Annotated in this window: 26 protein-coding genes; 8 read left to right on the forward strand and 18 right to left on the reverse strand. The window is 60.9% G+C overall.

Features of this window, described 5'->3' with window-relative positions; translation table 11 throughout:
• Positions 1-9: 9 nt before the first annotated feature.
• The 13 genes from AKV04_RS03470 to AKV04_RS03530 form a co-directional block, all read right to left on the reverse strand.
• Positions 10-864, reverse strand: coding sequence for an outer membrane protein assembly factor BamD (locus tag AKV04_RS03470; RefSeq protein WP_054005085.1), 855 nt, complete (start codon positions 862-864; stop codon positions 10-12).
• Between the two features lie 126 nt (positions 865-990).
• Complete coding sequence (gene lpxC, locus AKV04_RS03475; RefSeq protein WP_054005086.1) at positions 991-1,908, reverse strand: UDP-3-O-acyl-N-acetylglucosamine deacetylase; 918 nt, start codon at positions 1,906-1,908, stop codon at positions 991-993.
• Positions 1,909-2,108: 200 nt separating this feature from the next.
• Positions 2,109-3,737 (reverse strand): cell division protein FtsZ, encoded by a 1,629-nt coding sequence (ftsZ, locus tag AKV04_RS03480; RefSeq protein ID WP_054005087.1) that lies wholly within the window; start codon positions 3,735-3,737, stop codon positions 2,109-2,111.
• Between the two features lie 213 nt (positions 3,738-3,950).
• Positions 3,951-5,285: a cell division protein FtsA gene (gene ftsA, locus AKV04_RS03485; protein WP_054005088.1), complete on the reverse strand. Its 1,335-nt coding sequence runs from the start codon at positions 5,283-5,285 to the stop codon at positions 3,951-3,953.
• A complete protein-coding gene (locus AKV04_RS03490) occupies positions 5,282-6,187 on the reverse strand; it encodes a cell division protein FtsQ/DivIB (protein WP_054005089.1) in 906 nt (301 codons plus the stop codon). The genes ftsA and AKV04_RS03490 overlap by 4 nt, the downstream gene beginning before the upstream one ends.
• Positions 6,175-7,095 carry a D-alanine--D-alanine ligase gene (locus AKV04_RS03495; protein WP_054005090.1) on the reverse strand — a complete coding sequence of 307 codons (921 nt, stop codon included), beginning with the start codon at positions 7,093-7,095 and terminating at the stop codon, positions 6,175-6,177. Before AKV04_RS03495 ends, AKV04_RS03490 begins: the two co-directional genes overlap by 13 nt.
• A 43-nt stretch (positions 7,096-7,138) precedes the next feature.
• Positions 7,139-8,062: a UDP-N-acetylmuramate dehydrogenase gene (gene murB / locus AKV04_RS03500; RefSeq protein WP_054005091.1), complete on the reverse strand. Its 924-nt coding sequence runs from the start codon at positions 8,060-8,062 to the stop codon at positions 7,139-7,141.
• Positions 8,063-8,093: 31 nt separating this feature from the next.
• Complete coding sequence (locus AKV04_RS03505) at positions 8,094-8,339, reverse strand: DUF2484 family protein (protein WP_054005092.1); 246 nt, start codon at positions 8,337-8,339, stop codon at positions 8,094-8,096.
• Entirely contained in the window at positions 8,336-8,602 is a 267-nt protein-coding gene (locus tag AKV04_RS03510) for a DUF2484 family protein (RefSeq protein WP_054005093.1), read from the reverse strand. Before AKV04_RS03510 ends, AKV04_RS03505 begins: the two co-directional genes overlap by 4 nt.
• Positions 8,599-10,008 carry a UDP-N-acetylmuramate--L-alanine ligase gene (murC, locus tag AKV04_RS03515; protein WP_054005094.1) on the reverse strand — a complete coding sequence of 470 codons (1,410 nt, stop codon included), beginning with the start codon at positions 10,006-10,008 and terminating at the stop codon, positions 8,599-8,601. The genes AKV04_RS03510 and murC overlap by 4 nt, the downstream gene beginning before the upstream one ends.
• A gap of 8 nt (positions 10,009-10,016) precedes the next feature.
• Positions 10,017-11,096, reverse strand: a complete 1,080-nt coding sequence (locus tag AKV04_RS03520; RefSeq protein WP_054005095.1) for a UDP-N-acetylglucosamine--N-acetylmuramyl-(pentapeptide) pyrophosphoryl-undecaprenol N-acetylglucosamine transferase — start codon at positions 11,094-11,096, stop codon at positions 10,017-10,019.
• Positions 11,096-12,259, reverse strand: a complete 1,164-nt coding sequence (locus AKV04_RS03525; protein ID WP_054005096.1) for a peptidoglycan glycosyltransferase FtsW — start codon at positions 12,257-12,259, stop codon at positions 11,096-11,098. Before AKV04_RS03525 ends, AKV04_RS03520 begins: the two co-directional genes overlap by 1 nt.
• A 174-nt stretch (positions 12,260-12,433) precedes the next feature.
• Positions 12,434-13,351: a fatty acid desaturase gene (locus AKV04_RS03530; RefSeq protein WP_156317336.1), complete on the reverse strand. Its 918-nt coding sequence runs from the start codon at positions 13,349-13,351 to the stop codon at positions 12,434-12,436.
• 68 nt (positions 13,352-13,419) lie between these two features.
• Between AKV04_RS03530 and AKV04_RS03535 the strand changes: the two genes are divergently transcribed.
• Positions 13,420-14,319, forward strand: a complete 900-nt coding sequence (locus AKV04_RS03535; RefSeq protein WP_328287138.1) for a helix-turn-helix domain-containing protein — start codon at positions 13,420-13,422, stop codon at positions 14,317-14,319.
• Here the strand turns inward: AKV04_RS03535 and AKV04_RS03540 are convergent.
• From AKV04_RS03540 to AKV04_RS03550, 3 genes are read right to left on the reverse strand one after another with little or no spacing between them, the layout of a single operon-like run.
• The gene (locus tag AKV04_RS03540) at positions 14,313-14,804 is read right to left on the reverse strand and encodes a lipocalin family protein (RefSeq protein ID WP_054005098.1); all 492 of its coding nucleotides are present in this window, start codon (positions 14,802-14,804) and stop codon (positions 14,313-14,315) included. The genes AKV04_RS03535 and AKV04_RS03540 overlap by 7 nt on opposite strands.
• Complete coding sequence (locus tag AKV04_RS03545) at positions 14,792-15,337, reverse strand: hypothetical protein (protein WP_162232824.1); 546 nt, start codon at positions 15,335-15,337, stop codon at positions 14,792-14,794. The genes AKV04_RS03540 and AKV04_RS03545 overlap by 13 nt, the downstream gene beginning before the upstream one ends.
• Before the next feature lie 9 nt (positions 15,338-15,346).
• Positions 15,347-16,390 (reverse strand): aldo/keto reductase, encoded by a 1,044-nt coding sequence (locus AKV04_RS03550; protein WP_054005100.1) that lies wholly within the window; start codon positions 16,388-16,390, stop codon positions 15,347-15,349.
• Positions 16,391-16,541: 151 nt separating this feature from the next.
• Between AKV04_RS03550 and AKV04_RS03555 the strand changes: the two genes are divergently transcribed.
• From AKV04_RS03555 to metG, 3 genes are all read left to right on the forward strand, one after another.
• Positions 16,542-17,102 carry a YceI family protein gene (locus AKV04_RS03555; protein WP_054005101.1) on the forward strand — a complete coding sequence of 187 codons (561 nt, stop codon included), beginning with the start codon at positions 16,542-16,544 and terminating at the stop codon, positions 17,100-17,102.
• Complete coding sequence (locus AKV04_RS03560; RefSeq protein WP_054005102.1) at positions 17,103-17,642, forward strand: cytochrome b; 540 nt, start codon at positions 17,103-17,105, stop codon at positions 17,640-17,642.
• An 82-nt stretch (positions 17,643-17,724) separates the two neighbouring features.
• Positions 17,725-19,443, forward strand: coding sequence for a methionine--tRNA ligase (gene metG / locus AKV04_RS03565; protein ID WP_054005103.1), 1,719 nt, complete (start codon positions 17,725-17,727; stop codon positions 19,441-19,443).
• A 67-nt stretch (positions 19,444-19,510) separates the two neighbouring features.
• On the opposite strand, the gene AKV04_RS03570 is transcribed toward metG, so the two are convergent.
• Positions 19,511-20,293, reverse strand: a complete 783-nt coding sequence (locus tag AKV04_RS03570; RefSeq protein ID WP_054005104.1) for a sulfite exporter TauE/SafE family protein — start codon at positions 20,291-20,293, stop codon at positions 19,511-19,513.
• A 170-nt stretch (positions 20,294-20,463) separates the two neighbouring features.
• On the opposite strand from AKV04_RS03570, the gene AKV04_RS03575 reads away from it, so the two are divergent.
• The 4 genes from AKV04_RS03575 to AKV04_RS03590 all read left to right on the forward strand — a co-directional run bounded on the left by AKV04_RS03575 (position 20,464) and on the right by AKV04_RS03590 (position 23,870).
• Positions 20,464-21,471 (forward strand): GlxA family transcriptional regulator, encoded by a 1,008-nt coding sequence (locus AKV04_RS03575; protein ID WP_054005105.1) that lies wholly within the window; start codon positions 20,464-20,466, stop codon positions 21,469-21,471.
• A gap of 157 nt (positions 21,472-21,628) precedes the next feature.
• Positions 21,629-22,939 carry a histidinol dehydrogenase gene (hisD, locus tag AKV04_RS03580; protein ID WP_054005123.1) on the forward strand — a complete coding sequence of 437 codons (1,311 nt, stop codon included), beginning with the start codon at positions 21,629-21,631 and terminating at the stop codon, positions 22,937-22,939.
• Positions 22,936-23,415, forward strand: a complete 480-nt coding sequence (locus tag AKV04_RS03585) for a UPF0262 family protein (RefSeq protein ID WP_054005106.1) — start codon at positions 22,936-22,938, stop codon at positions 23,413-23,415. Before hisD ends, AKV04_RS03585 begins: the two co-directional genes overlap by 4 nt.
• 2 nt (positions 23,416-23,417) lie before the next feature.
• Positions 23,418-23,870, forward strand: a complete 453-nt coding sequence (locus AKV04_RS03590; RefSeq protein WP_082351502.1) for an arsenate-mycothiol transferase ArsC — start codon at positions 23,418-23,420, stop codon at positions 23,868-23,870.
• Between the two features lie 79 nt (positions 23,871-23,949).
• Here the strand turns inward: AKV04_RS03590 and AKV04_RS03595 are convergent, their stop codons facing one another.
• Entirely contained in the window at positions 23,950-24,312 is a 363-nt protein-coding gene (locus AKV04_RS03595; protein ID WP_054005108.1) for a winged helix-turn-helix transcriptional regulator, read from the reverse strand.
• Positions 24,313-24,399 lie beyond the last annotated feature (87 nt).

A 24,399-nucleotide genomic window follows, 5' to 3' on the forward strand; every position in this document is an offset into this window, starting at 1 on the left:
GCAGGGGTATCACAACCATTCACCCTTGATCGTCTGCCGGTAAATTTGTGACAGCCAGCTGGTGCCTTTGGCTTCCGGCGACAGACCTTGCTTTTTGAGCAGGTTGAAGGCGTCTTGGTAGAACGGCGAGGATTGGTAGTTATAGCCCAAGATCGCGCCTGCGGTCTGCGCCTCATCGGTCAGACCCAGCGCAAGGTAAGCCTCAACCAGCCGCTCCAACGCCTCAGCGGTGTGGGTGGTGGTCTGGAAATCCTGCACCACCGAGCGGAAACGGTTGATCGCGGCCGTGTAGTTGCCGCGCTTCAGGTAATAGCGCCCGATCTCCATATCCTTCGCGGCCAAGTGATCGAAGGCCAGATCAAACTTCAGCGTGGCCGATTTGGCATATTCACTGTCGGGATATTCCTCAATCACCACGCGCAGGGCTTGCAACGCCTGATAGGTCAGGCCCTGATCGCGGCCAACCTCGTCGATCTGGTCGTAATAGGACAAGGCCAGCAGGTAGGATGCATAGGCCGCGTCCTCATCGCCGGGGTAGAAATCGAGATAGCGCTGCGCGGCAATGCGGGCTTCTTCGTATTTCTTGTTCTTGTGCTGGGTGAACGCCTGCATGATCAGCGCACGTTTGGCCCATTCGGAATAGGGATAAAGCCGCTCTACCGCTTCAAAATCCGCCAAGGCATCTTCGTTCTTGCCCCGGCGCACTTCCAGCGCCAGCTCTCCGCGTTTGTAAAGCTGTTCAGCCGTCAGGCTGTCTAACGCCGCAGTATCATTCTGCTTTTTCTGTGAACAGGCGGCCAAAAAGGCCACAAGCACCACCATACCCAGCATCCGCAAGGCTTTGCCCGACTGTCCGCCTGCCATCTTCCGCCTACCCCAATAACCCGCGCCGAGGGCCCCAAAGATGGGGCCGCGTTCACCGCGCTTTCGCCCCTCGTAGCACAGAAAAATCGCAGGCGCAAAACGGCTTTCACGCTTTGCCGAATGGTTTTAGCCGCGCAGAGGCAGATCACCACGATGAACGCCAACGCCGGGCAGCTTTCCGCCCGCAAGGCCTTCGCAATCTTGCTCAATCCAAGCGCCGGGCGTGGCAAAAAGCACGCGCAAAAGCCGGTTGGTCATCGCGTGTCCCGCCCGCTCACCGGTATAGCGGCCAAGGATCGGCGCACCCGCCAAAGCCAGATCGCCCAAGGCATCCAGCATCTTGTGGCGCACCGGTTCATCCGAATGGCGCAAACCACCCGGCGACAGCACTTTCGCGCCATCAAACACCACAGCGTTTTCCAGCGTACCACCCAAAGCCAGCCCGCGCTCTTGCATCGCGATCACATCGGCGTTGCGGCAAAAGGTGCGGCTGTCGGAAAGTTCGCGCACGAAAGCGCCGTTCGACATGTTCAAATGTTTCGATTGCTTGCCAATCGCGGCATCCTCGAAATCAATTTTGAAGTCGATCTCCAGCATGTCGGAAGGCTCCAGCCGGGCAAACGCCGCGCCATCGCGCACTTCGACCGTCCGCAGAATACGGATAGCGACCACCGGGGCGGTCTGCTCCACGATGCCTGCGTTCAGGAAGCCTTCGACGAAGGGAGCAGCCGAGCCGTCAAGGATCGGCACTTCCGGCCCGTCAATCTCAATCACAGCGTTGCTGATCGCCGAACCGGCCAAGGCCGCCATCACATGTTCAATGGTTGAGACGCTTGCGCCCGCCGCATTGGCCACCAAGGTGCACAGTTTCGACGGCACAACCGCATCCCAACGCGCGGGAATCCGCGCGTCGCCTGATACATCCGAGCGCAGGAACCAGATGCCTTGGTCCGCTGCCGCAGGATGCACTTTCATCGTAACGGCTGCACCCGAGTGCAAGCCGAAGCCGGTAAAGACAGCCGTGGTTTTCAGCGTATTTTGCAACGGAACTCTCCGAGACGTTAATTCTGTGGCCAGACCTATGGCCGCAGCAATGATCTAAGTCCGCAGCGGCGTTATCTCAACTCACAGTTTGTAACGGAGTGTAACAGGATTTTAATGGTGCAAGACATTGATATCTATAGAAAAAGGCCCGGATATTTCCGGGCCTGTTACGTTCGCGTTAAGTCGTCTCTATACCCGACTCAGTTGGCCTGACGGCGCAGGAAGGCCGGAATCTCGATCCGCTCTTGATCTGCCGACAGTTCCTGTTCGTCATCATAGGCGGTGACGGGCGGTTGTTGGCGCGCGGACTGCTGGCGTTCCTGCGGCTGTTCAGCTGCCCCGCCCGCCATACGGTTGATCAGGCTGCCGATGCCAAAACGCGCACGCTCGGCGGGTTTCGGTGCGGGCGCTGGGGCCGCCATCCGCTGTTGCGGTTGTTGCGCGGGCTGACGGGCCGCACCGGCTTGCGACGGCGATTTAGACACAGCGGCTTGCAGACGGGCCAGAGCCTCGGGCGACGGCGTGCCAGCGGCGCGCGGACGCGGGGCGACAAAGCTGCCTGCGTCATTGTCCAGCGACAAGGGTGCCGGAGCCTGCGCACGCGGCTGTTGCACCGGAGCTTGTTGTGCCGGGCGGTAAACCGGGGTCGGCAGATCGTCTTCCATCATCTCTTCAGCGTGATCGTGGAAGCTGGGCTGCTGGGCGTGGAACAGATCCTGCGCCGGGGCTTGATATTGCTGCGCCGCAACAGGCTGTTGCACCGGAGCGGGCGCTGCCGCTTTCGGCTCGGGGGCCGGGACTGCTGGCGCGAGCGGTTGCGCCATCGAGCGGCGGGTGGCGGGCATCTCAGCCCGGTTTTGGCCAACGTCGATGCCCGTGGCGACCACGGAGACCCGCAATGTGCCCTCCATCGAGGTGTCCAAGGTGGAGCCCACGATGATATTCGCGTCAGGATCGACCTTTTCGCGGATGATGTTGGCGGCCTCATCAAGCTCAAACAGCGTCAGATCATAGCCGCCAGTGATGTTGATCAAAACACCCTTTGCGCCATGCAACGAAATCTCATCGAGCAGCGGGTTGGCGATGGCTTTCTCGGCAGCTTCCACGGCGCGGTTGTCACCGGTGGCTTCGCCTGTGCCCATCATTGCCTTGCCCATCTCATCCATCACCGCGCGGACGTCGGCGAAGTCGAGGTTGATCAGGCCAGGGCGCACCATCAGGTCGGTGACGCCCTTAACGCCTTGATACAGCACATCATCCGCCATCGCGAACGCATCGGTGAAGGTGGTTCGTTCGTTTGCGAGGCGGAACAGGTTCTGGTTCGGAATGATGATCAGCGTGTCGACAACTTTTTGCAGCGCAATGATGCCGTCTTCGGCCTGCTTCATCCGTTTGTTGCCTTCAAACTGGAAGGGCTTGGTGACAACGCCCACGGTCAGCACGCCCAATTCACGCGCGGCTTGCGCGATGATCGGGGCAGCCCCGGTGCCAGTGCCGCCACCCATGCCCGCAGTGATGAAGCACATATGCGCGCCTGCGAGGTGATCGACGATTTCTTCAATCGTCTCCTCAGCCGCAGCTGCCCCAACGGTCGGACGCGCCCCTGCCCCTAGACCCTCGGTCACCCGCAGACCCATCTGGATCTTCACCGGCGCGTTCGATTGTTGAAGCGCCTGCGCGTCGGTATTGGCGACAACGAACTCGACCCCCTCAAGGTTCTTCTCGATCATATTGTTGACAGCATTGCCGCCCGCGCCACCGACGCCAAACACCGTGATACGCGGCTTTAGCTCTTCGCGCGCCGAGGCCATGATCAGATTCAATGCCATTTTTATCCGCCTGTTCTTATTACGCGGGCTGCCGCCGCCGGTTTGCCGTATCGGTCTTCCCCTGCCTGTCCCGAAGCAGAGTGTGCCGAATTATCCTCAATTCTATCCACAGATAGCCCGAAGGTCACGCAAAAAACACACTGGCCCCACAAAATATGGGGCCAGTGTTGCCGGTATTAGCGGTATTTCGCCAATGTTACCCGATTTAGCGGATTACCAGTTGTCCTTAAACCACCGGAAGGCACGTTTGAGGGATCGCGCCGGGTAACGTTCGGCCGGAATGTCGAAATCCCACCACTCGTCTTGCGGATGGGCGGCGAACAGACACAGGCCCACGGCGCTGGAAAAAGCAGGCCCGGTTGCCGCCTGCGGCAGACCCTGCACCCGCAAAGGCCGACCCATGCGGACGCGCTGGCCAAGGATACGGCTGGCCAATCCATCCAGTCCGGGGATCTGGCTTGCGCCCCCGGTCAGCACGATCTGCTGGCTGGGCAAGCTGTCAAAACCCGCCGCATCTAAGCGAGCGCGGACTTCTTCCAGAATTTCCTCGACCCGAGGCCGCATGATGCCGATCAGCTCGGTGCGCGAAATCTGACGACGGTCTTTCTCCCAATCGCCCGAATCGCCACCCATCTCGATCATCTCGCGGTCATCCATGCCCGTCGCATGCACGCCGCCGTGTTTGGTCTTGATGCGTTCGGCCACCACCAGCGGCACTTGCAGGCCCTTCGAGATATCCGAGGACACATGATCGCCGCCCATCCGCACGGAATCGGCGTAGATCATATGCTTTTTCATAAAGATAGAAATGCCGGTCGCACCGCCGCCCATATCAATACAAGCCGCACCGAGTTCCTGTTCGTCCTCGACCAGCGAGGAAATCCCCGAAACATAGGCCGAAGACGCAATCCCGGCGAGTTCCAGATCGCAGCGCTTAATGCAATACAGCAGGTTTTGCACCACCGAGGCATCGACCGACAGCATATGCAGATCGCAGGCCAGACGGTTGCCGATCTGCCCACGCGGATCGCCCAGGCCCGAGCGATGATCCAAAGCGAAGTTCACCGGCTGTGCGTGCAAAATCTCACGCCCATCGCCGAAATCCGGCACATCACAGGCCGCCAGCACGCGGGCCACGTCTTGCTCGGTCACCACCGAATCCTGCAATTCCCATTCGCCAGCAAGGCCATAGCTGCGCGGTTCGGCCCCCGAGAAGCAGGCGATCACATGATCAACCCGCACATTCGCCATTTTCTGCGCGGCTTGAACCGCCGTCCGAATAGCCCGCTCGGTTTCATTCATCACCGCGATTTCGCCAAACCGCACGCCGCGCGACCGCGTTGTCGCAGCCCCGATCACCCGGAACGATGATTGCCCGGCCATCGGCCCCACGCCATCCTGATCGCGGTCATCCTCGATGCCGTCAAACCGCAGCACCAGACAGGCGATCTTCGAGGTGCCGACATCCAAAATCGCCACCACACCGCGCTGCATCGCTGCCCGCCGCATGTTGCGCATTGCGCGTTGGGATTGGTAAAGGTCTGTCATAATCCGCTCTCCGTCGTCGGTGCCAGCCCTTGCGCACGGCGGACTTCGTTCATCGCGAACGGAGCCAGCCGGATCGCCGGGCGGTCTTGATTTCTTAGGTCTATCGAAAGAATGTCGCGTTCTAGCAATTTATCAGAGGCGTTCAGCGCCAGCAGGCGTTCGACCGCCGCCACCGGGTTCACCGAGGGCAGCAAGATGCTCTGATCACGGTCCAACACCAGATCCCAGCGGCGTTCGCCCACGCGGATCAACCCACGCACACGGGGAGCGATCGGTCGAGCGGTGTCGAAAATCGCCAAAGCTTCTGGCATCGCCGCATCTGCGCCCTCGCCCGCCACCAGCGGCAAATCGGCCCGATCCGCGCGCGCAGACAGGCCCGCGACACGGTGGCCGGTGGCGTCGAGCAGTTGCAAACCAGTCGCGCCACGCCACACCACCACCGGCACACGCTCGGTCAAGATCACTTGCAGCACGCCGCCCGAGCGCACCCGCAGCTCGGCAGAGGCAACAGCATCTAAGGCTTCGGCCCGGGCGCGCAGCTCGGTCATATCCAGATCAAACGAGGATTGCGGCAGCTTCAGTGCCAGCTTGGCCCGCACCGCATCGGTCAGATCGCGCGAGGCACCCTCAACCGACAAAAGCCCTACGCGAAACTCGGGACGCTGTTCGAACTTGGTGCGCAGATCGACAAAGCTTTGCACAATCGCAGCGCGGCGGGCGTCGCTGTACAGCACTCCAGAGGCGATCAGCGCCACCACCGTCAACGGCAATCCCAGACGGCAGACCACCCGAAACAGCGGCGTCAACCACAGCCGTTGCATCCGGTATTGCCACCGGCTTGGCGCAGGATCGCGGCGGATGCCATTGGCTGGAAGTGAGCGATTGCGGCTTAGCGATTGCATGAGGCGTCCTCCACCATCCAAGCGCAGAACGCGGGGAAGGAGATGCCGAAGTGGCCCGCTTGTTCGGGGGCCAGCGAGGTTGGGGTCATCCCCGGTTGGGTGTTGGTTTCCAGCAGGATCAACCCCGCCAGACCGCGCGCTTCATCCCAACGGAAATCGGTGCGGCTGACGCCCCTACAGCCAAGGGCGTTATGGGCGCGCAGGGCGTAATCAAGGCAGGCGGCGGTGATGCCTTCGGGCAACTCAGCGGGCAAAACATGCCGCGAGCCGCCAGTTTTGTATTTCGCATCAAAGTCATACCAGCCGTTGGTGATGATGTCAGTCACACATAGCGCCCGATCCCCCATCACCGCGCAGGTCAATTCCCGCCCCGGCGCATAGGTTTCCACCATCACCCGCTCCGGCATGGTTTCCGCCAGACGCGGCGCGTTGCTGCCCTCGCGGACGATATAAACCCCAACCGAGGAGCCTTCGTTGTTCGGTTTCACCACATAGGGCGGCGGCAGGATATGGCCTTTACTGACGTCTTCCCGCGCAGCCAGCACCGATTGCACGATCGGCAGGCCAGCGGCGGCAAAGACTTCTTTCGCGCGCGCCTTGTCCATCGCCAAGGCCGAGGCCAGCACGCCAGAATGGGTGTAGGGAATTTTCAGCCATTCCAGCAGGCCCTGAACGCAGCCATCCTCACCCCAACGGCCATGCAAAGCGTTGAAGCAAACATCAGGTTTGATTTCAGCCAGCCGTGCGGGCAAGTCGGGGCCGCAATCGACCTCAACCACCTGATACCCTGCCTCCCTAAGTGCTGTCGCGCATTCACGACCAGAGACCAGTGAGACTTCCCGCTCTACGGAAGGCCCACCCATCAACACCGCCACTTTGGAAGCCGCTTTTGATAAGCCGCCCGCCATCTACTGCCTCATCCAGACCTTTTTCGGTCCATGATATTGTTATTTATGCGATACGTTCGCCGACCCGCATAATTTCCCACTCTAACGTGATACCGCTCTGTTGGAAAACCCTTTTTCGCACTTCCTCGCCTAAATCTTCGAGGTCGGCGGCACTGGCCTCTCCGGTATTGATCAGGAAATTCGAGTGCATCGGCGACATTTGGGCACCACCCAGCGAAAACCCGCGCATCCCCGCATCGTCGATGACTTTCCATGCCTTTAGCTCGTGGCTGTCATCCGCGCGGCCTGTGCTGGAATGGCCGACCGGATTGCGGAAGGTTGACCCTGCCGAGCGGTCTTTCGTCGGCTGGCTGGCGTCACGTTTGGCGATTTGATCGGTCATCCGCGCCTCCAGCATCACCGGATCGCCGGGCGCTGCGCGGAAGGTCGCGGCGACGACCACCCAACCCTCGGGCAACTGGCTTTGACGGTAAGCCAGCTTAAGATCGGCGGCGGCAAGTTCGACAACCTCACCCTGCCGCGTCACGCAACGCACCGAGATCAGGTGATCGGCGACATAAGACCCATAACAGCCCGCATTCATCCGCACCGCACCGCCAATAGAACCCGGAATGGTGCGCAAAAACGTCAGATCCAGCCCCGCCTCGGCGACTTTGCGGGCAACATGGGCATCCAACGCCGCAGCACCTGCCGTAACGGTGCCGTCGCAAGTAATCGCGTTAAACCCCCGCCCCAGCCGGACCACCACCGCGCGCAGACCACCATCGCGCACGATCAGATTGCTGCCGACCCCCATCGGGAACACCGGCACATCGGGGTCAAGCGCGGCCAAGAAACTGCACAAATCCGCCTCATCGGCAGGTTGAAACAGCCAGTCGGCTGGCCCACCGACACGCAGCCAGGTAAGGTCTGCCAAAGGGCGATGCGGCGTCAAAGTGCCGCGAACGGGGGGCATTGTATATGTCATGCCCCCCTTTTTAGGCAAATTGCGCCAAGCCTCAAGCCCCAACCCGCGCCCTGATCCACCGCCACAGATACCTGAGCGGCCAGCGGAGCACCGATCCGGCCGCGATCAGAAAGGCCAGACCCAACCACCGGCCATTTTCATAGCTTAGCCAGATCAGCAGCGGCAGACCCACCGCAATCAGCCAATAGGCATTGCGCCAGTGGTAGTCTTTGCTGGGCAACATGCCCGTAAGATTGGCCACCACCAGCCAGATCAGCCCGGCGACCAGTGAGATCATTTCCGCAAATCCGGCGGCAGTTCGACCGATAGTCCCAAGGCGCGACGGGCGAAATAGAGCAGCGGGCGGCGGAACATCGACAGGAACGCGAACAGACCCAGCCCGACCCAAAGCAAGCCATGCGCTAGGCCGATCCAGAGCAGCAGCACCGGGGCGAGCACCAGCAGCGTCATCCCCGGCACCATCTGTTGCTTCATCGGCAGCATGGCGGTGATCGTCGCGGCAATCACCCAAAGGCAGCCCATGATCAGCGGCAGGCTCATGCGGTTTTGCCCGTCAGCCGTGCGGGCAAGCCATTCGCCCAAGCCGAGATCGAACCTGCGCCAAGGCAAACCACCATATCACCCGGTTGCGCCTGTTCTTTCACCAACCGCGCCAAATCGGCCTCATCAGTGATCGCACGAGCGTGGCGGTGGCCGTGGGCGATCAGGCCGGCTACCAGATCATCGCGGGATGCGCCCGGAATGGGGTCTTCACCCGCGGCGTAGACTTCGGCGATGGCCACCACATCGGCCTCATTGAAGCAGGTGCAGAATTCCTCAAACAGATTCGACAGCCGCGAATAACGGTGCGGCTGATGCACGGCGATGACGCGGCCTTTGGTGGCTTGGCGGGCGGCTTTCAGCACAGCGGCGATTTCCACCGGGTGATGGCCGTAATCGTCGATGATGGTGACACCATTCACTTCCGCCACTTTGGTAAAGCGGCGATTGACGCCTGCAAAGCCAGCCAAAGCCTCGCGGATTTCTTCTTTCTTCATACCCAGATGCCGCGCCACCGCAATCGCCGACAACGCATTCGAGACGTTGTGATCCCCTGGCATTGGCAGCACGCAGCCCTCAATGACAGCCCCCTGCCCTTCGCCCTGCAATGCCACATCAAAATGCGCAACACCGTTGTCATAGGTCAGGTTCACCGCCCGCACATCGGCTTGGGCGTTAAAGCCAAAGGTCACCACACGGCGGTCGGTGACGCGGCCAACCAAAGCCTGCACCTCGGGGTGATCGGTGCAGCACACCGCGAGGCCATAGAACGGCACGTTGGAGACGAAATCATAGAAGCCTTTGCGCAGGGCGTCGAAGGTGTGCCAATGCTCCATATGTTCGGGGTCAATGTTGGTCACAATCGCAATCGTGGCGGGCAGGCGGTTGAAGGAACCATCCGACTCGTCAGCCTCCACCACCATCCACTCGCCTTCTCCGGCACGGGCATTCGAGCCATAGGCATGGATCACCCCGCCGTTGATCACGGTCGGATCAAAGCCTCCCTTGTCGAGCAAAGTCGCCACCATCGTCGTGGTCGTGGTTTTGCCATGCGTGCCCGCGATGGCGATGTTGGAGCGCAGCCGCATCAATTCCGCCAGCATTTCGGCCCGGCGCACCACAGGCAGGCCACGCCGCCGCGCTTCCTCCAGTTCCGGGTTGCCCTTTTTGATCGCGGAAGAAATCACCACAACCGCCGCTTCGCCGATATTGCTGGCCGCTTGGGCCTCAAAGAACACAGCACCCAAAGCCACCAGCCGATCAGTGATCTTGCTGGCCTTCGCATCCGATCCCTGCACCCGGAAGCCCTGCGTCATCAGCACTTCGGCGATGCCCGACATGCCAATACCGCCGATACCCACAAAGTGGATCGGCCCCAGTTCCATCGGAAGTTTTGTCGCGTTCATCGTCTATCCTAACTCGCCAAAGCCTCAACCAGCGCCACCAAACGGTCGGTCGCATCTGGCCGCCCTTGTGCTTGCGCCTTACGCGCCATATCTTCCGCCCGTGGCGGATTTTGCAGAACCGCCGCCATTTGGGCGCTTAAGCCGCCCGCGTCAAGCTGAGCCTCTGCGATCAGCACGGCTGCCCCTGCGTCAACCAAACCGCGCGCGTTGGCGGTTTGATGATCGCCCGTCGCCGCCGCGAACGGCACCAGAATCGAGGGCCGCCCGATCACCGAGATATCAGCCACCGACGATGCGCCCGAGCGGGAAATCACCAGTTGTGCCTCGGAGAGCCTGCGCGGAATGTCGGTGAAAAACGGCTCCACTTCCGCCCGCACGCCAGCATCGGCGTAAGCTTGCACCACTGCCGCCAAATCCTCCGCCCGCGCCTGATGTGCCACCCGCAGGTGCCGCCGCAGGCTCTCTGGCAAGGCCGCCACCGCCGCGGGCACCACTTGCGACAGGATGCGCGCGCCCTGAGAACCACCGATCACCAGCAGTTCCATCGGATAATCGCCGGGCGCAATATAGCCTGCCCCTGCGCGTTCTAAAACCGAAGCCCGCACTGGATTTCCGGTATGAATACCCTCCACGCCCGAAGGCAAAGCCGTCGGCCAAGTGCCACAGGCCACCTTATCGACGCGCCCAGCGAACAGCGTATTCACCCGCCCCAACACGCCGTTCTGCTCATGAATCATCCGGGGCCTGCGCAAAATCCACGCCGCCGTCAGCGCCGGGATCGACGGATAGCCGCCAAAGCCCACGACCACATCGGGCCTGTCGCGCAAAGACGACAGTAGCGCCGAGACGATGCCGCCCGCAATCCGAAACGGCACTGCCAGCTTGGCCGCCAGCCCACCGCGCGCGAAGGTCGCCGAGGACAACTCGACAATCTCAACCGCCTTAGGAAAGCCCCCAGCATAGCGTGCCCCCCGCGCGTCGGTCGACAGCTTCACCCGCCAACCCTTCGCGATCATCGCCTCGGCCAAAGCCTGTGCCGGGAACATATGCCCGCCGGTGCCGCCCGCTGCGATCAACAGCAAAGGCATCAGCGCCCCCGCTTAAAAATATCAGACATCTGACCCTGCGGACGGCTGCGCGTCATCGCCAGCAACATGCCCACGGTAATCCCCGCCGCGATCACCGAAGACCCGCCATAGGACACAAACGGCAAGGTCATCCCCTTGGCAGGCAGCAAGCGCACCGCCACGCCCATGTTGATCATCGCCTGCACCCCGAAAATACAAGCCAAACCCGTGCCCGCGAGCCGGGTGAACGGATCACGCTCACGCGTCAGCCGCACCAGACTGCGCACCACCACCGTCGCGTAAAGCGCGATGATCACCAGCACCAGAACAAGGCCGTATTCTTCCGCCGCGACCGCGATGATGAAGTCAGTGTGCGCATCCGGCAGCGTCCATTTCACCTGGCCCTCGCCGACGCCGACCCCAAAGAAGCCGCCCTCTTGAATGGCACTGGTGGCATAGCCCATCTGGCTGCGTGGATCGACATCCGAGTTCAGAAAGCCATCAATCCGCCGCGCGAAGTGTTCCGAGGAATGATAGGCGGTAAAGCCACCCAAACCCGTTAACCCCACTGCCGTCACGATCAGAATCATCGGCGCGCCCGAGACGAAATAGATCACGCCCCAGCCAAACAGCACCAGCATGGCTTGGCCGAAATCCGGCTGAAACGCCAGAAACAGCACCACGGTCACGGTCAAAGCGAAGGAAATCAGTCTGCCGGGCGGGCCGTTCAGGTCTTGGCTAGAGGCCATCAGCCAAGCGATCACGATCATAAAACCCGGCTTGAGAAACTCGGACGGCTGCACCGAGGCAAAGCCAAAGCTGAACCAGCGGATAGCACCCTTGCCAAAATCGGTGCCAAACATCGGCAACAGCATCAGCGCCAGCATCGACACCGCAAAGCCCAGCACACCAAGCCTGCGCACCATCGCAGGCGACATCATCGACACGCCAAATATTGCAGCCAAAGCCATGCCGCCGAAAAACGCCTGCCGCGTAACATAGTAATAGGGGTCGAGCCCGTTGCGCTCGGCCAAGGGCACCGAAGCCGCAAGCCCCAACAGCAGCCCGATGGCAAACAGCACCAGCACCGCTGTCAGCGTCCATTTGTCAATCGTCCGCCACCAGCGGGGAATCACCGGTTCCGATACCCTGCTGGGCATCGAGCCATAGACCATCTCAGTCATGGAAAATCCGCCTGTATTTTCGTCTGCTCTGCCGATACCGGGTTTCCCCGATACTGCCGGGTTGTCCCGGTCTAAGGCCAAGACTAGCCAAAACGAATCACAAAGGCCAGCAGAAACAAGGGGTCACGAATCACTTCTGTGGCGATTCTCCGCCGCAAAAGCCGTGCGCCGCCGCTACAGCTGATCCTGCACGGCAGCATCGTGCCGAACCGGCCAGATCGGATGCGGCACCGGGTCTTTTGCGTGCCAAAAATACTGCCGGATGATCTGGCCATAGCTGCGATAGACGTAGGCCTCATTGCGGCGCAGGTAATGCTCGCGCCGACTGGCATACAGCGCTGGCAACTCATACCACGGCACAGCCGGATGCATGTGATGCACAACGTGGAAATTGTTGTTCAAAAACAAATAGCTGAGCGGGCCGCGATCCTCGATCACCACGGTGCGGGCGCGAAACGCCTCATGCGCGCGGTGCTCCAGATAGGTGCGGATTTTCAGCAATGCCGTGCCGAGGTAAACTGCCAGCAGATAGGCCCAGATCGGCATCCCCACCCATTGCAGCCACAGCACCAAGGGCACCAACCCGATAAGATGCAGCCCCCACGCTAGCAAAACCCGGCCATCGCCCGCGCGCAGCAAGGCCAGTTCATCGCGCAGAAAGATATAGCTGCCCAAAGCGGGGCCAAGCAGCACCCGCCCGGCCAAGGTATTGTTCCAGCGCAGCAAAACCTGCAGCAGCGGCGCAGTTTTGGCCCAGACGGCAGGCTCCATATAGTTCGACTCTGGGTCATCATAGGGGTCTGTCAGCGCCGGGTCGAAATGGTGCTGCAAATGCATGTCCTTGAAGCGCAGATAGGGCACGAAGGGCATCAGTGCCGGAAACACCAGCGCCTCGTTCACCCACTGCGCACGGAACGGATGGCGATGCAGCACCTCATGCTGCAAGGACGAAAACTGCGCCAAGGCGATCCCGGTGAGAAGGATCGACACCGCGCCCGTGCCGGGCCAAACCCAGCCGCCCACTGCAAAGAGGGTATAAGTTCCCAGCAACACCGCCACAGTTGGCCACTCGATAACGCGACTTTGCGGCATATCTTTCCTCATCAAGGGGTTATGGGCGTATGCTAACACTTGCCAAACCGTGGCGGAACTCAGAGGATATGCAACATCTCATCACCATTGCGGATAAAAACAAACAGATGCCGGATTTTATCGACAAACGCGACCGCGCCCCGCTGTTTCGCATCCGTCTGGCCGAGGCGATGGCGCAGCAGGGCACCAGCCAAGCTGCCCTGGCCCGCGCCACCGGGGCGGATCGCTCGACGGTTTCGGCCCTGCTCGCCCCCGGCATCCGGCTGCCCAATGCGCAACTGACCGCCGATTGCGCCACCGCTTTGGGGGTGTCTTGCGACTGGCTTCTCGGCATGACCGATCGGCCCGAGCCGGTGGATGCGCTGCTTGCCAGTTCCGTCACCCTTTCCGAAGCACCGCGTGCTTTGTTTGACCAAGAGCTCATCGGCTGGCACCGTGCGGCGGCTGGCTACAAAATCCGCCATGTCCCCGCCAGCCTGCCCGATATGCTGAAGACGCCCGAGGTGGTGGCGTGGGAATATGCCGACTACCTTGGCCGCTCGGCCGATCAGGCGATTGCGGCGTTTCAAGATCAGCTGGATTGGATGAAATCCGCGCAATCCGATTATGAAATCGCCATGCCACTGCATGAAATATCAAACTTTGCCAGAGGCTTAGGCTATTGGTCTGGCCTGCCGCTTGCCGCCCGCCAAGCGCAGATGGATCATCTGATTGCGCTTTGCGACACGCTCTATCCGTCGCTGCGGCTGTATCTGTTCGACGCGCACCGGGTCTATTCCAGCCCGGTTACGGTGTTCGGCCCGCACCTTGCCGCTGTCTATCTCGGCCGCCAGTACATCGTGTTTCGCGACCCTGACCGGGTGCAATCCATCCTGCAACATTTTGACGGACTGGTGCGCGCCGCCCCGTTCGGCGCGCGTGGCGTGCGCGATCATCTGGCGCGATTGCAGAGGGTTATGGATCAGTAAACCACCAGCCGCCGCAGATCATAGCCGTTCCATTCCAATATATCCCGCGCCGCTTTCAGCCGATCCGGCGGGAAAGTCCCGCGGTTCAAGATAAAGCCCAGCCGCCCATTCGGGCTGCCGACCACCAACGTGCGATAATCGCCATCGGCCCACAAAATCCACCACGGCCCCGGCTGCCCCGGCACCGCAAACCGCCCGACGGTATCGGATTGCATCGGCCCCGTCCCCGCCATCTGCACGCCAGATTCGCACAAACGGTAGCGGATTTGCAGCCCGCCTGCGCCTTGAGAAATCTCGGCGCCGCCCGGCTTGCACCCCTCGCCGTCGAAAGCCGCCACTTGGCTCCAACTGCCGACCAGACGGTTTTGATCCATCACCGCATTGGAATACATCGGCGCATCCGGCGCGCGGTAGCGCCCCACCGCCACGGTTTTCGGGGCAGCCACACAGGCGCTCAGCAGCAAAAGCGCGATCAATCGATACAAAGGGTCACCATTGCGCCATTATCCTGCAAAATTTCATTACAGCCAAACAAAGGCGCGATTGGCGCGCAAGTGTTTGATCTAGCAAGGCAATCACCCTCGCAATCGCTTTTCTTACGGCAAGATTTGCCCGCATCGCGCATCCTACGCACGCAACTCATCCCGCCCGCTTTGCCTGCGACGGCCCATTGCCCGCCCTTTTTGACACAGGCCAGTTCTTCCGGCCCAAGCACCCGCGCTGGTTCTTCTGCCACCGGCCGCATCGCGGCTTTGGCGGGATCGACAGCTGCGGGATCGGGCTGCGCTGGTGTAACTTGCGCGGATGTAGGTTGTACTGCGTCCGGCTTTGCAGGTTTCACGACATCCGCCGCTGGCTTGGCCGGATCAGCCGCAACCGCCACAGCTGGCGCATCCAAAGAGATCACCGCAATCGCATCGCCGGTGATCGGATTGGCGGTATCACTGGGCTTCGCCAGTTTGCCGCCGCCCAAGGTGCAGCCCGCCAACACAACCGCCAAAATCATGCAAAACCGCATCGCGCGCACCTAGTATGGCATCGGATGCGCGCGATGCGCGGCATCAATTTCGGCCAAAACCTCAGCATCCAACTCGACATCTGCAGCCCCCAAAGCCACTTCAAGCTGTGCCAGATTGGTGGCGCCAATGATCGGAATACAGGGGAACGGTCGCGTCAGGCAAAACGCAATCGCCATCTGCGCCGGATTCAGCCCGTGCCGCGCCGCAATGCCCAAATAGGCCGCCACCGCCGGAAACACCTGTGGCGTGATGCGCCCCGACAGCGTCGGATTAAGCGCCCGCCGCGTACCTTCCGGGATCACATCGCCGGCATATTTGCCCGTCAGCAGCCCGGTGGCCAAAGGCGAGAACGCCAATAGCGGCATGTCTTCCAGCGCCGAAAGTTCGGCCCAATCGCTGTCAAACTGACGACACAGCAGCGAATACTCATTCTGCACCGTCGCCATTCGTGGCAAACCATGCTTGTCCGCCAGCGCCAGCCAGCGTCCTGCTCCCCAGACCGATTCATTGGAAAGTGCAATATGGCGGATTTTCCCTTCAGCGATCAGATCGGCCGATACCTCAAGCATTTCAAGCATATGCGCTTCAATGCTCGCCTTATTCCCGCCCCTCGGGTCAAAGTGCCAAATGTCGCGAAAGTGATAGGCGGCGCGGTTGGGCCAGTGCAGTTGATACACATCAATGTAGTCGGTATTCAACCGCCGCAGTGAATCCTCCGCCGCCGCCCGCATCACCGCTCCGGTCAAGGGCGCGCCACCGCGTACCGCGTCCTGCCCCTCTCCCGTTACCTTGGTCGCCAACACCAGCCGATCACGCCCACCCCGCGCCGCAAGCCAGCTGCCAATGATCTCCTCGGTGCGCCCCACGGTTTCAGCCCGTACCGGATTGACCGGATACATCTCGGCGGTGTCCCAGAAATTCACGCCGTGCCCCAGCGCCATATCCATCTGGGCGTGGCCGTCAGCCTCGGAGTTCTGGCTGCCCCAAGTCATCGTGCCCAGTGAAATCGCCGATACCGAAAGCCCCGTCTGCCCCAATCGCACTTGCCGCATCGCGCCCTCCTGTTTCAGCGCAGACTAGGCGGCGCGCCCCGACAAGGAAAGCCCCCGTGCAGGACCCGATCAGACTGAAGTCTGACCTCACGCGAATTTGCGCAGCCTTGACCATTTTAATGTTACATTACCTTAGGATAAGGAGGCTTACATGCGCATGCTGCTGTTGCTTTTGGCGCTCGGAGCCAGCCCCGCCTTCGCTGCCCCTGCCAAATATACCCTGCAACCCGATGCATCGCTTATCGAGTTTGAAACTGATTTTGGCACCGATAAAATCACCGGGCAAATGCCGATCACCCGCGCCGATCTCACGCTCGATTTTAAGAATGTCAGCGCCAGCCATGTTGCCGTGACGCTGGATTCCGCCCATGCCGAGGCCTCGTTTCCCTTTGCGGCTCAGGCGATGAAAGGTCCCAAGGTGCTGGATTCGGTGGACTTTCCGCAGATCAGTTTTGAAAGTACCTCGGTGACCGCCAAGGGCGAAGGCGCCGAGGTCAAGGGTCGTGTGACCATTCGTGGCGTCACCAAGCCGATGGTGATGCTGGCGATGATCTGGCGGCAGAAGGGGCATCAGGCGGGCGATCTCAGCCATCTGACCATCCGGCTGACGGGGGCGGTCAACCGCTCGGATTTTGGCGCGGTGGGCTGGTCGGACATGGTCGGTGATCAGGTGCGCCTAGATATTCTCGCCCGCATTGCACGCAGTGACTAGATGTGGCGGAACTCTCCCACCCAGTTTGGCTTGGCCTCGCGCCTGCTGCATTGGACCATGGCGGCGCTGATCTTGGCTTTACTGGTGCTTGGCACGGCACTTGGCTGGATTAAGCCCAATCTTTCGACGCTTTGGCTCTATGGCCTGCACAAGACCATGGGGCTGACAGCGCTCAGCCTCGCCGTGATCCGGTTGATTTGGCACCGCATCAGCCCGCCGCCACCGCCGCTTGGCCCCACTGCGCACTGGCAAAACCGCGCCGCCCGCGCCACGCATCTCGCACTTTATCTGCTGATGCTGGCGATCCCGCTGTCCGGCTGGATCGCCAGTTCCGCCACGGGTCTGGATGTGGTGATCTTTGGCCAGATCACCCTGCCCGCCATCACTCCCACTTCGGAAGCGCTTGAAAACGCTGGCTTTGCCATGCATGGCATCCTGACTAAGCTGCTGCTGGCGCTGCTGCTGGCCCATATCGCGGGTGCGGTTCTGCGTGGGCTAAAGGGTGACGGTACGCTGCGGCGCATCACAAAAGGCTTATAATCCCGGTCTATGCCCTAACCTCGTCTAGCCCTTGGCCCTCGCATCGGGTAAACGAGGCGCAACTGACGGGAAAGGGCATCGCATGGCACGGATTCTGATCACCTCCGCCATTCCTTATATCAATGGCATCAAGCACTTGGGCAATCTTGTGGGCAGCCAACTGCCCGCCGATCTGTTTGCGCGCTACAACCGCGCGCGCGGCCATGAGGTGATGTTCATCTGCGCCACGGATGAACACGGCACCCCGGCCGAGTTGGCGGCGGCCAAAGCGGGCAAACCTGTCGCCGAATATTGTGCCGAGATGCACAAGGTGCAGGCCGAGATTGCGCGCGGCTTTCGGTTGTCGTTTGACCACTTCGGGCGGTCGTCCAGCGAGCGTAACCATCTGCTGACCCAGCATTTCGCCGGCAAACTGGCCGAGGCTGGGCTGATCCGCGAGGTCGAGGAAAGCCAGATCTATTCCATCGACGATCACCGCTTTCTGCCCGACCGCTATATCGAGGGCACATGCCCGAACTGCGGGTATGAGTCTGCGCGTGGCGATCAATGCGACAACTGCACCAAGCAGCTTGATCCCACCGATCTGATCAACCCACATTCGACGATTTCCGGCTCGACCAATCTTGAGGTGCGCAAAACCAAGCACCTTTATCTGCGCCAGCGGTCCTTGCGGGACAAGCTAGAGGCTTGGATTGACAGCAAAAAAGACTGGCCGATCCTGACCACCTCGATTGCCAAGAAATGGCTGAACGACGGCGATGGCTTGCAAGATCGCGGCATCACCCGCGATTTGCACTGGGGCATCCCGGTCAAAAAAGGCGATCAGATCTGGCCGGGGATGGAGGGCAAAGTTTTCTACGTCTGGTTCGACGCTCCAATCGAATATATCGCCTGCACTGCGGAATGGGCCGATGCGCAGGGCTTGCCAGATGCCGCGTGGCAACGCTGGTGGCGCACCGATATGGGTGCCTCGGACGTGACCTACTATCAGTTCATGGGCAAAGATAACGTGCCTTTCCATACGCTTAGCTTCCCCGCGACCATTCTAGGCTCGGGCGAGCCGTGGAAGTTGGTCGATTACCTGAAATCGTTCAACTACCTGAATTATGACGGCGGCCAGTTCAGCACTTCACGCGGGCGCGGCGTGTTCATGGATCAGGCATTGTCGATCCTGCCCTCGGATTACTGGCGCTGGTGGCTGCTATCCCACGCCCCGGAATCGGCGGACAGCGAGTTCACATGGGAGAATTTCCAAGTCTCGGTGAACAAAGACCTCGCCGATGTTTTGGGCAACCTCGTCTCCCGCGTCACCAAGTTCTGCGTCGCGAAATTCGGCAGCGAAGTGCCCAGCGCCGGGGAGTTTGGCGAGCAAGAAGCGCGCCTGATTGAAGAACTCGGCACCCGCATCAAAGACTACGCCGCCTGTATGGAATCGATGGAGGTCCGCAAGGCCTCTGCCGAGTTGCGCGCGATTTGGGTGATCGGCAACGAATACCTGCAAGCCGCCGCACCCTGGACGGTGGTGAAAACCGACCCCGAGCGCGCGCAAGCGATGATCCGCCTCAGCCTGAACCTGATCCGGGTCTATGCGATCTTGTCAGCACCGTTCATTCCCGATGCGAGTGCCACGATGATGGCCGCAATGGGCTCGGATGATTGGACTTGGCCCGATGATGTGGCCGCAGCAATGGCCGCCCTGCCCGCAGGCCATGCCTTTACGGTGCCGGAAAACCTGTTCCGCAAGATCACCGACGAAGAACGCGCCGATTGGCAACAACGCTTCGCGGGCATTCGGACCTGAATAGCTGCAGATGAAATGCAAAAGGCCGCAGGACAATCCTGCGGCCTTTTGCATTTAGACCAAACGCTTAGCTGAAGATCAGCTTCAGGCTGACCAGCACCAGAATAAGCGCCAAAAACACCCGCAGCGCTTTTTCCGGCAGGCGTGGCGCTAATGTGCTGCCGACGATGATCCCCGGAATGGACCCGATCAGCAGCGAGATCAGCATCGCGAAATCCACATCACCAAACCACCAATGCCCGAGGCCTGAGATCAGCGTCAGCGGCACCGCATGGGCGATGTCAGACCCCACAATCCGCAGCACCGACAGGCGAGGATAGATGATCAACAGCGCCGTCACCCCAATCGCCCCCGCCCCAACCGAGGTTGTGGTGACAAGCGCGCCAAGGATCACCCCGGTTACGATGGTTTGGGCGGCCACCCTCGTCTCGTTGGTGCTGGCAAAGCGGCTGAAAAACTCGACAATCTGGTTGCGAAACAGCAGGGTGGCCGAGGTCGCCAGCAGCACGATCCCCAGCATCAGCGCCAAAATCCCGCCCTTGCTGGTGTGCACACCATAATAGTTCATCACCGCGAACGTCACAAATGTTGCCGGAACCGATCCGGTCGCCAGCCTGCGCACAATCCGCCAATCCACCGATTTGGCCTTGTGGTGGATCGCAGCCCCGACCGATTTCGTCGCCGCAGCATAGAGCAGATCCGTGCCCACCGCCGTCGCCGGATGCACCCCAAACAGCAAAACCAGCACGGGCGTCATCAATGATCCGCCACCCACCCCAGTAAAGCCCACGATCATGCCAACAAAGAAGCCCGACAGCGAATAGAGAAGATTTATATCCGCAAATGCCATTTCAGAGAATCTCCCTACTGCGCTCGCCCTGTTTGGCAGGAAAATCAAACCCGTCAACTGAACTTTTAATCTCTATAGACTTTAGCGAGATTATGTAACCCTACCGCCCCCCCCCAGAAGCTAATGCGTTTGCTCTGGGTCTCTGCTAGGATTGCAGCAAAGGAGAAGCGATGAACGACATTGCCAAATTCGTCGCCAAAGGCTCGGCGCATGTCACCCTGCCGGCGCAGGTAGAGCCGCTGGACGTGGCCTTCGTTTTGCTGCCGAAATTCACCATGCTGGCGTTTTCATCGGCGATTGAGCCGTTACGGATGGCCAATCAACTGACGCAACAGGTGCTGTTTCGCTGGCAGGTTTTGTCCGACGATGGCGCGCCGGTGGCCTGCTCCAACGGCGTTCCGATCATGGTGGATGGCGCTTGGGGCCAAGCCAGCCCGGCGGGTATTGTGCTGGTCTGTTCGGGGGTAGAGCCCGAAGGCAAAGCCAGCCAGGCCTTGGGGGATTGGCTGCGTTCGTTGTGGCGGCGGGGCCGTGTGGTGGGCGGTCTTTGCACCGGGGCCTATGCTCTGGCGCAGGCGGGCATCCTGAAGGGCCACCGCTTTACCATGCATTGGGACAATATCGACGCCTTTGCCGAGAACAATCCTGATATGCTGCCAGCCCGCCAAGTGTTCTGCATCGATGACCGGGTGATGACCTGCGCTGGTGGCGTCGCTGCCGCCGATCTGATGCTGAAGCTGATCAACGACCGCTTCGGCCCCGCCTTGGGGCAAGAGGTGATGAATATGTGCCTGCTGACGCAGCGCCGGCAGGAAGCGGATCTGCAAACCACCTCGCTCGCCGCCCGCCTTGGCACCCGCCACGACAAACTGCTGCAAGCGGCGGCTTATCTGGAGGCGCATATCGAAGAAGACTTCGACTTGGACGCCTGCGCAGCCCATCTGTCGCTGTCGCGCCGCCAGATTGAGCGACTGTTCAACCGCTACCTGAACATCACACCGGTGCGGTATATGAACGATCTGCGGCTGGCGCGCGGGCGGGCGCTGCTGGCCGAAACCGATCTGAAGGTGACAGAGGTGGCGGTGGCCTGCGGTTATGCCTCGACCTCGCATTTCTCGAAATCCTTCCGCAAGAAATATGGCACCTCGCCCTATAGGTTCTCGCATTTCGGCGGATAGAACGGCTGCAAAGGTGATCTGATGGCGCGGCTTACGCCGCAGGCCTCTTGAGCGCTTACGCGCAGTTGGAATGCGGCATCACCGCCTGTGCCCCGCGTTTTTCTTGCAGCACCCTGCCCCAACCGCTATGCAAGCGCAGCAATTCCCGGAGGCCGCCATGCCCACCCATCTCTCGACCCGTGATGCCGATTTTGAGGCCCGCTTCGCCGCCCTGTTGGGGATGAAGCGCGAAGAGGCCGAGGATGTTGATCACACCGTGGCGGCGATCATTGCCGATGTCCGCACGCGCGGCGATCAGGCTGTGCTGGATTTGACCGCGAAATTCGACCGCCTGACGCTGACAGCGGAAACCCTTGCCTTCAGCCCGGAAGAAATCGACGCCGAATGTGCGAAAGTCTCGCCCGAGGATCGCGCAGCCTTGGCGCTCGCCGCGGACCGCATCCGCGCCTATCATGCTCGCCAGCTGCCGCAGGATGAGATGTGGACCGACAGCGCAGGCGCAAGCTTGGGCTGGCGTTGGACCCCCGTTTCGGCGGCTGGCCTCTATGTCCCCGGCGGCACCGCGTCTTATCCGTCCTCAGTGTTGATGAACGCCATCCCCGCCAAAGTGGCGGGCGTGCAACGGCTGGTGATCACCTGCCCCACCCCCGGCGGCATTGTGAACCCGCTGGTGCTGCTGGCAGCCCGCATCGCAGGCGTGGACACCATCTACCGCATCGGCGGCGCGCAGGCGGTGGCGGCCCTCGCCTATGGCACCCAAACCATTACCCCGGTGGATAAAATCACCGGTCCGGGCAATGCCTATGTGGCGGCAGCCAAGCGCCGGGTGTTTGGCCGCGTTGGCATCGACATGATCGCTGGGCCCTCGGAAATTCTGGTGATTGCCGACCGTGACAATGATCCCGACTGGATCGCGCTCGACCTGCTCAGCCAAGCCGAACATGACGCCTCTGCGCAATCCATCCTGATCACCGATGATGCCGCTTTTGGCGAAGCCGTGGCACTGGCCGTCGAAAAACGCCTTGTCACGCTGGAGCGTCGCGATATTGCGGGGGCATCTTGGCGCGACAATGGCGCGGTGATCATCACCCGCGATCTGCACGAGGCCGCCACCCTGTCGAACCGCGTCGCCCCCGAACATCTGGAGCTTTGCACCGCCGATCCCGAGGCGTTGAGCCTTGAAATCACCCATGCTGGCGCGATCTTTTTAGGGGCATGGACACCGGAAGCCATCGGCGATTACGTTGGCGGGCCGAACCATGTGTTGCCCACCGCCCGCTCGGCGCGGTTTTCTTCTGGATTGAGTGTGATGGATTTTGTCAAACGCACGACCCTGGCCAAAATGACTCCCGAGGCGCTGGCGCAGATTGGCCCCGCAGCCGAACGGCTGGCGATCTCGGAAAGCCTGCAAGCGCATGGGCTGTCGGTGCGCGCGCGGTTGGATCGGTTGAATGGGGGGACGGCATGACCAACCGGATCTGCGCCATCGATATTGACGAAAAAGGCCTCGCCCGTGTCACCCCCACGATTGAGCAAGAGCGCAATGTGGCGATCTTTGATCTGTTGGAGGATAACTCCTTCGCGCTGCCCACCCGCGACGATCGCCCGACCTTGCCTGGGCCGTACCGTTTGGGGCTGGCGATCCGCGAGGGGCGGCTGGTGTTTGATATCGCCACGGAAGCCACGGAAAAAGTTGGCGAATTCCATCTGTCACTCGGGCCGTTTCGGCAAGTGGTGAAGGACTATTTCCAGATCTGCGAAAGCTATTTCGAGGCCGTCAAGCGCCTCCCCCCCAGCCAGATCGAAGCCATCGACATGGCACGGCGCGGCATCCACAACGAAGGCGCGCGGGTGTTGCAGGAACGCCTTGAGGGCAAGGCCGAGGTCGATATCGACACCGCACGGCGCCTGTTCACCCTGATCTGCGTTTTGCACTGGGGCTGATGATGGCATTTCCGCAAGCTGTGCTGTTTTGCTGTGATCACAACGCCGTCCGCTCGCCAATGGCCGAGGCGATGATGAAGAAATTCTACGGCCAACGCGCCTATGTGCAATCGGCGGGGGTGAAGAACGATATGGAGATCGACGGCTTTTCCATCGCCGTCTGTGCCGAACTCGGCATCGAACTCGCCCGCCACCGCGCGCGCTCGTTCGAGGAAATGCAGAACCTCGGCGACGATCTAGGCCAGTTCGACCTGATTATCGCGCTGTCCCCCGCCAGCCAGCATGCAGCGCTTGATCTGACCAAATCCTATCATCTTGAGGTTGAATACTGGCCGATCATCGACCCCACCGCCTTGGGCGAGGGCCGCGACGCCAAACTCTCCGCCTACCGCCAAGCCCGCGACCAGATCAAAACCCGGATGCTCGACCGCTTCGGCCCGCCGACGGAACTCTAATTCCCTAAAACTTATCTAAAATTGTCATCCTCTGCGCTCAAATATCCCACGGGGGTTTGGGGGTGTGAAACCCCCAATTCTACGCCCCCACCCGCGCCGCCTGTATCTGCGGCAAATTCGCCTCAATCCAACGACCCAACGCCGCCACCAGCACTGCCGCCTCTTGCCCCAAGGCAGTCAGCGAATATTCCACATGCGGCGGCACCACCGGATGCGCCACCCGCAGCACCAGCCCGTCGCCCTCCAGCGCCTGCAAAGTCTGCGCCAGCATCCGTTCCGACACGCCACCCACCCTGCGCCGCAGGGCCGAGAATCGTAAAGTGCCATCCTGCAAAGCAAACATCACCAGCACGCCCCACTGGCTGGTCAAATGCTTCAACACCGCCCGCGATGGACAATCTGCCGCCAACACATTCGGTGGAAACTCGACCTCTACATTCATTCTGCACCCTTTCGCCGCAAAACCTTACACTAACAAAAATGTATGTACTTCCCTTTCGTAAGTAAAGGCGTATCTCTGCGCCATCGA

The sequence above is a fragment of the Cypionkella psychrotolerans genome, from assembly GCF_001294535.1.
Taxonomy (GTDB): domain Bacteria; phylum Pseudomonadota; class Alphaproteobacteria; order Rhodobacterales; family Rhodobacteraceae; genus Cypionkella; species Cypionkella psychrotolerans.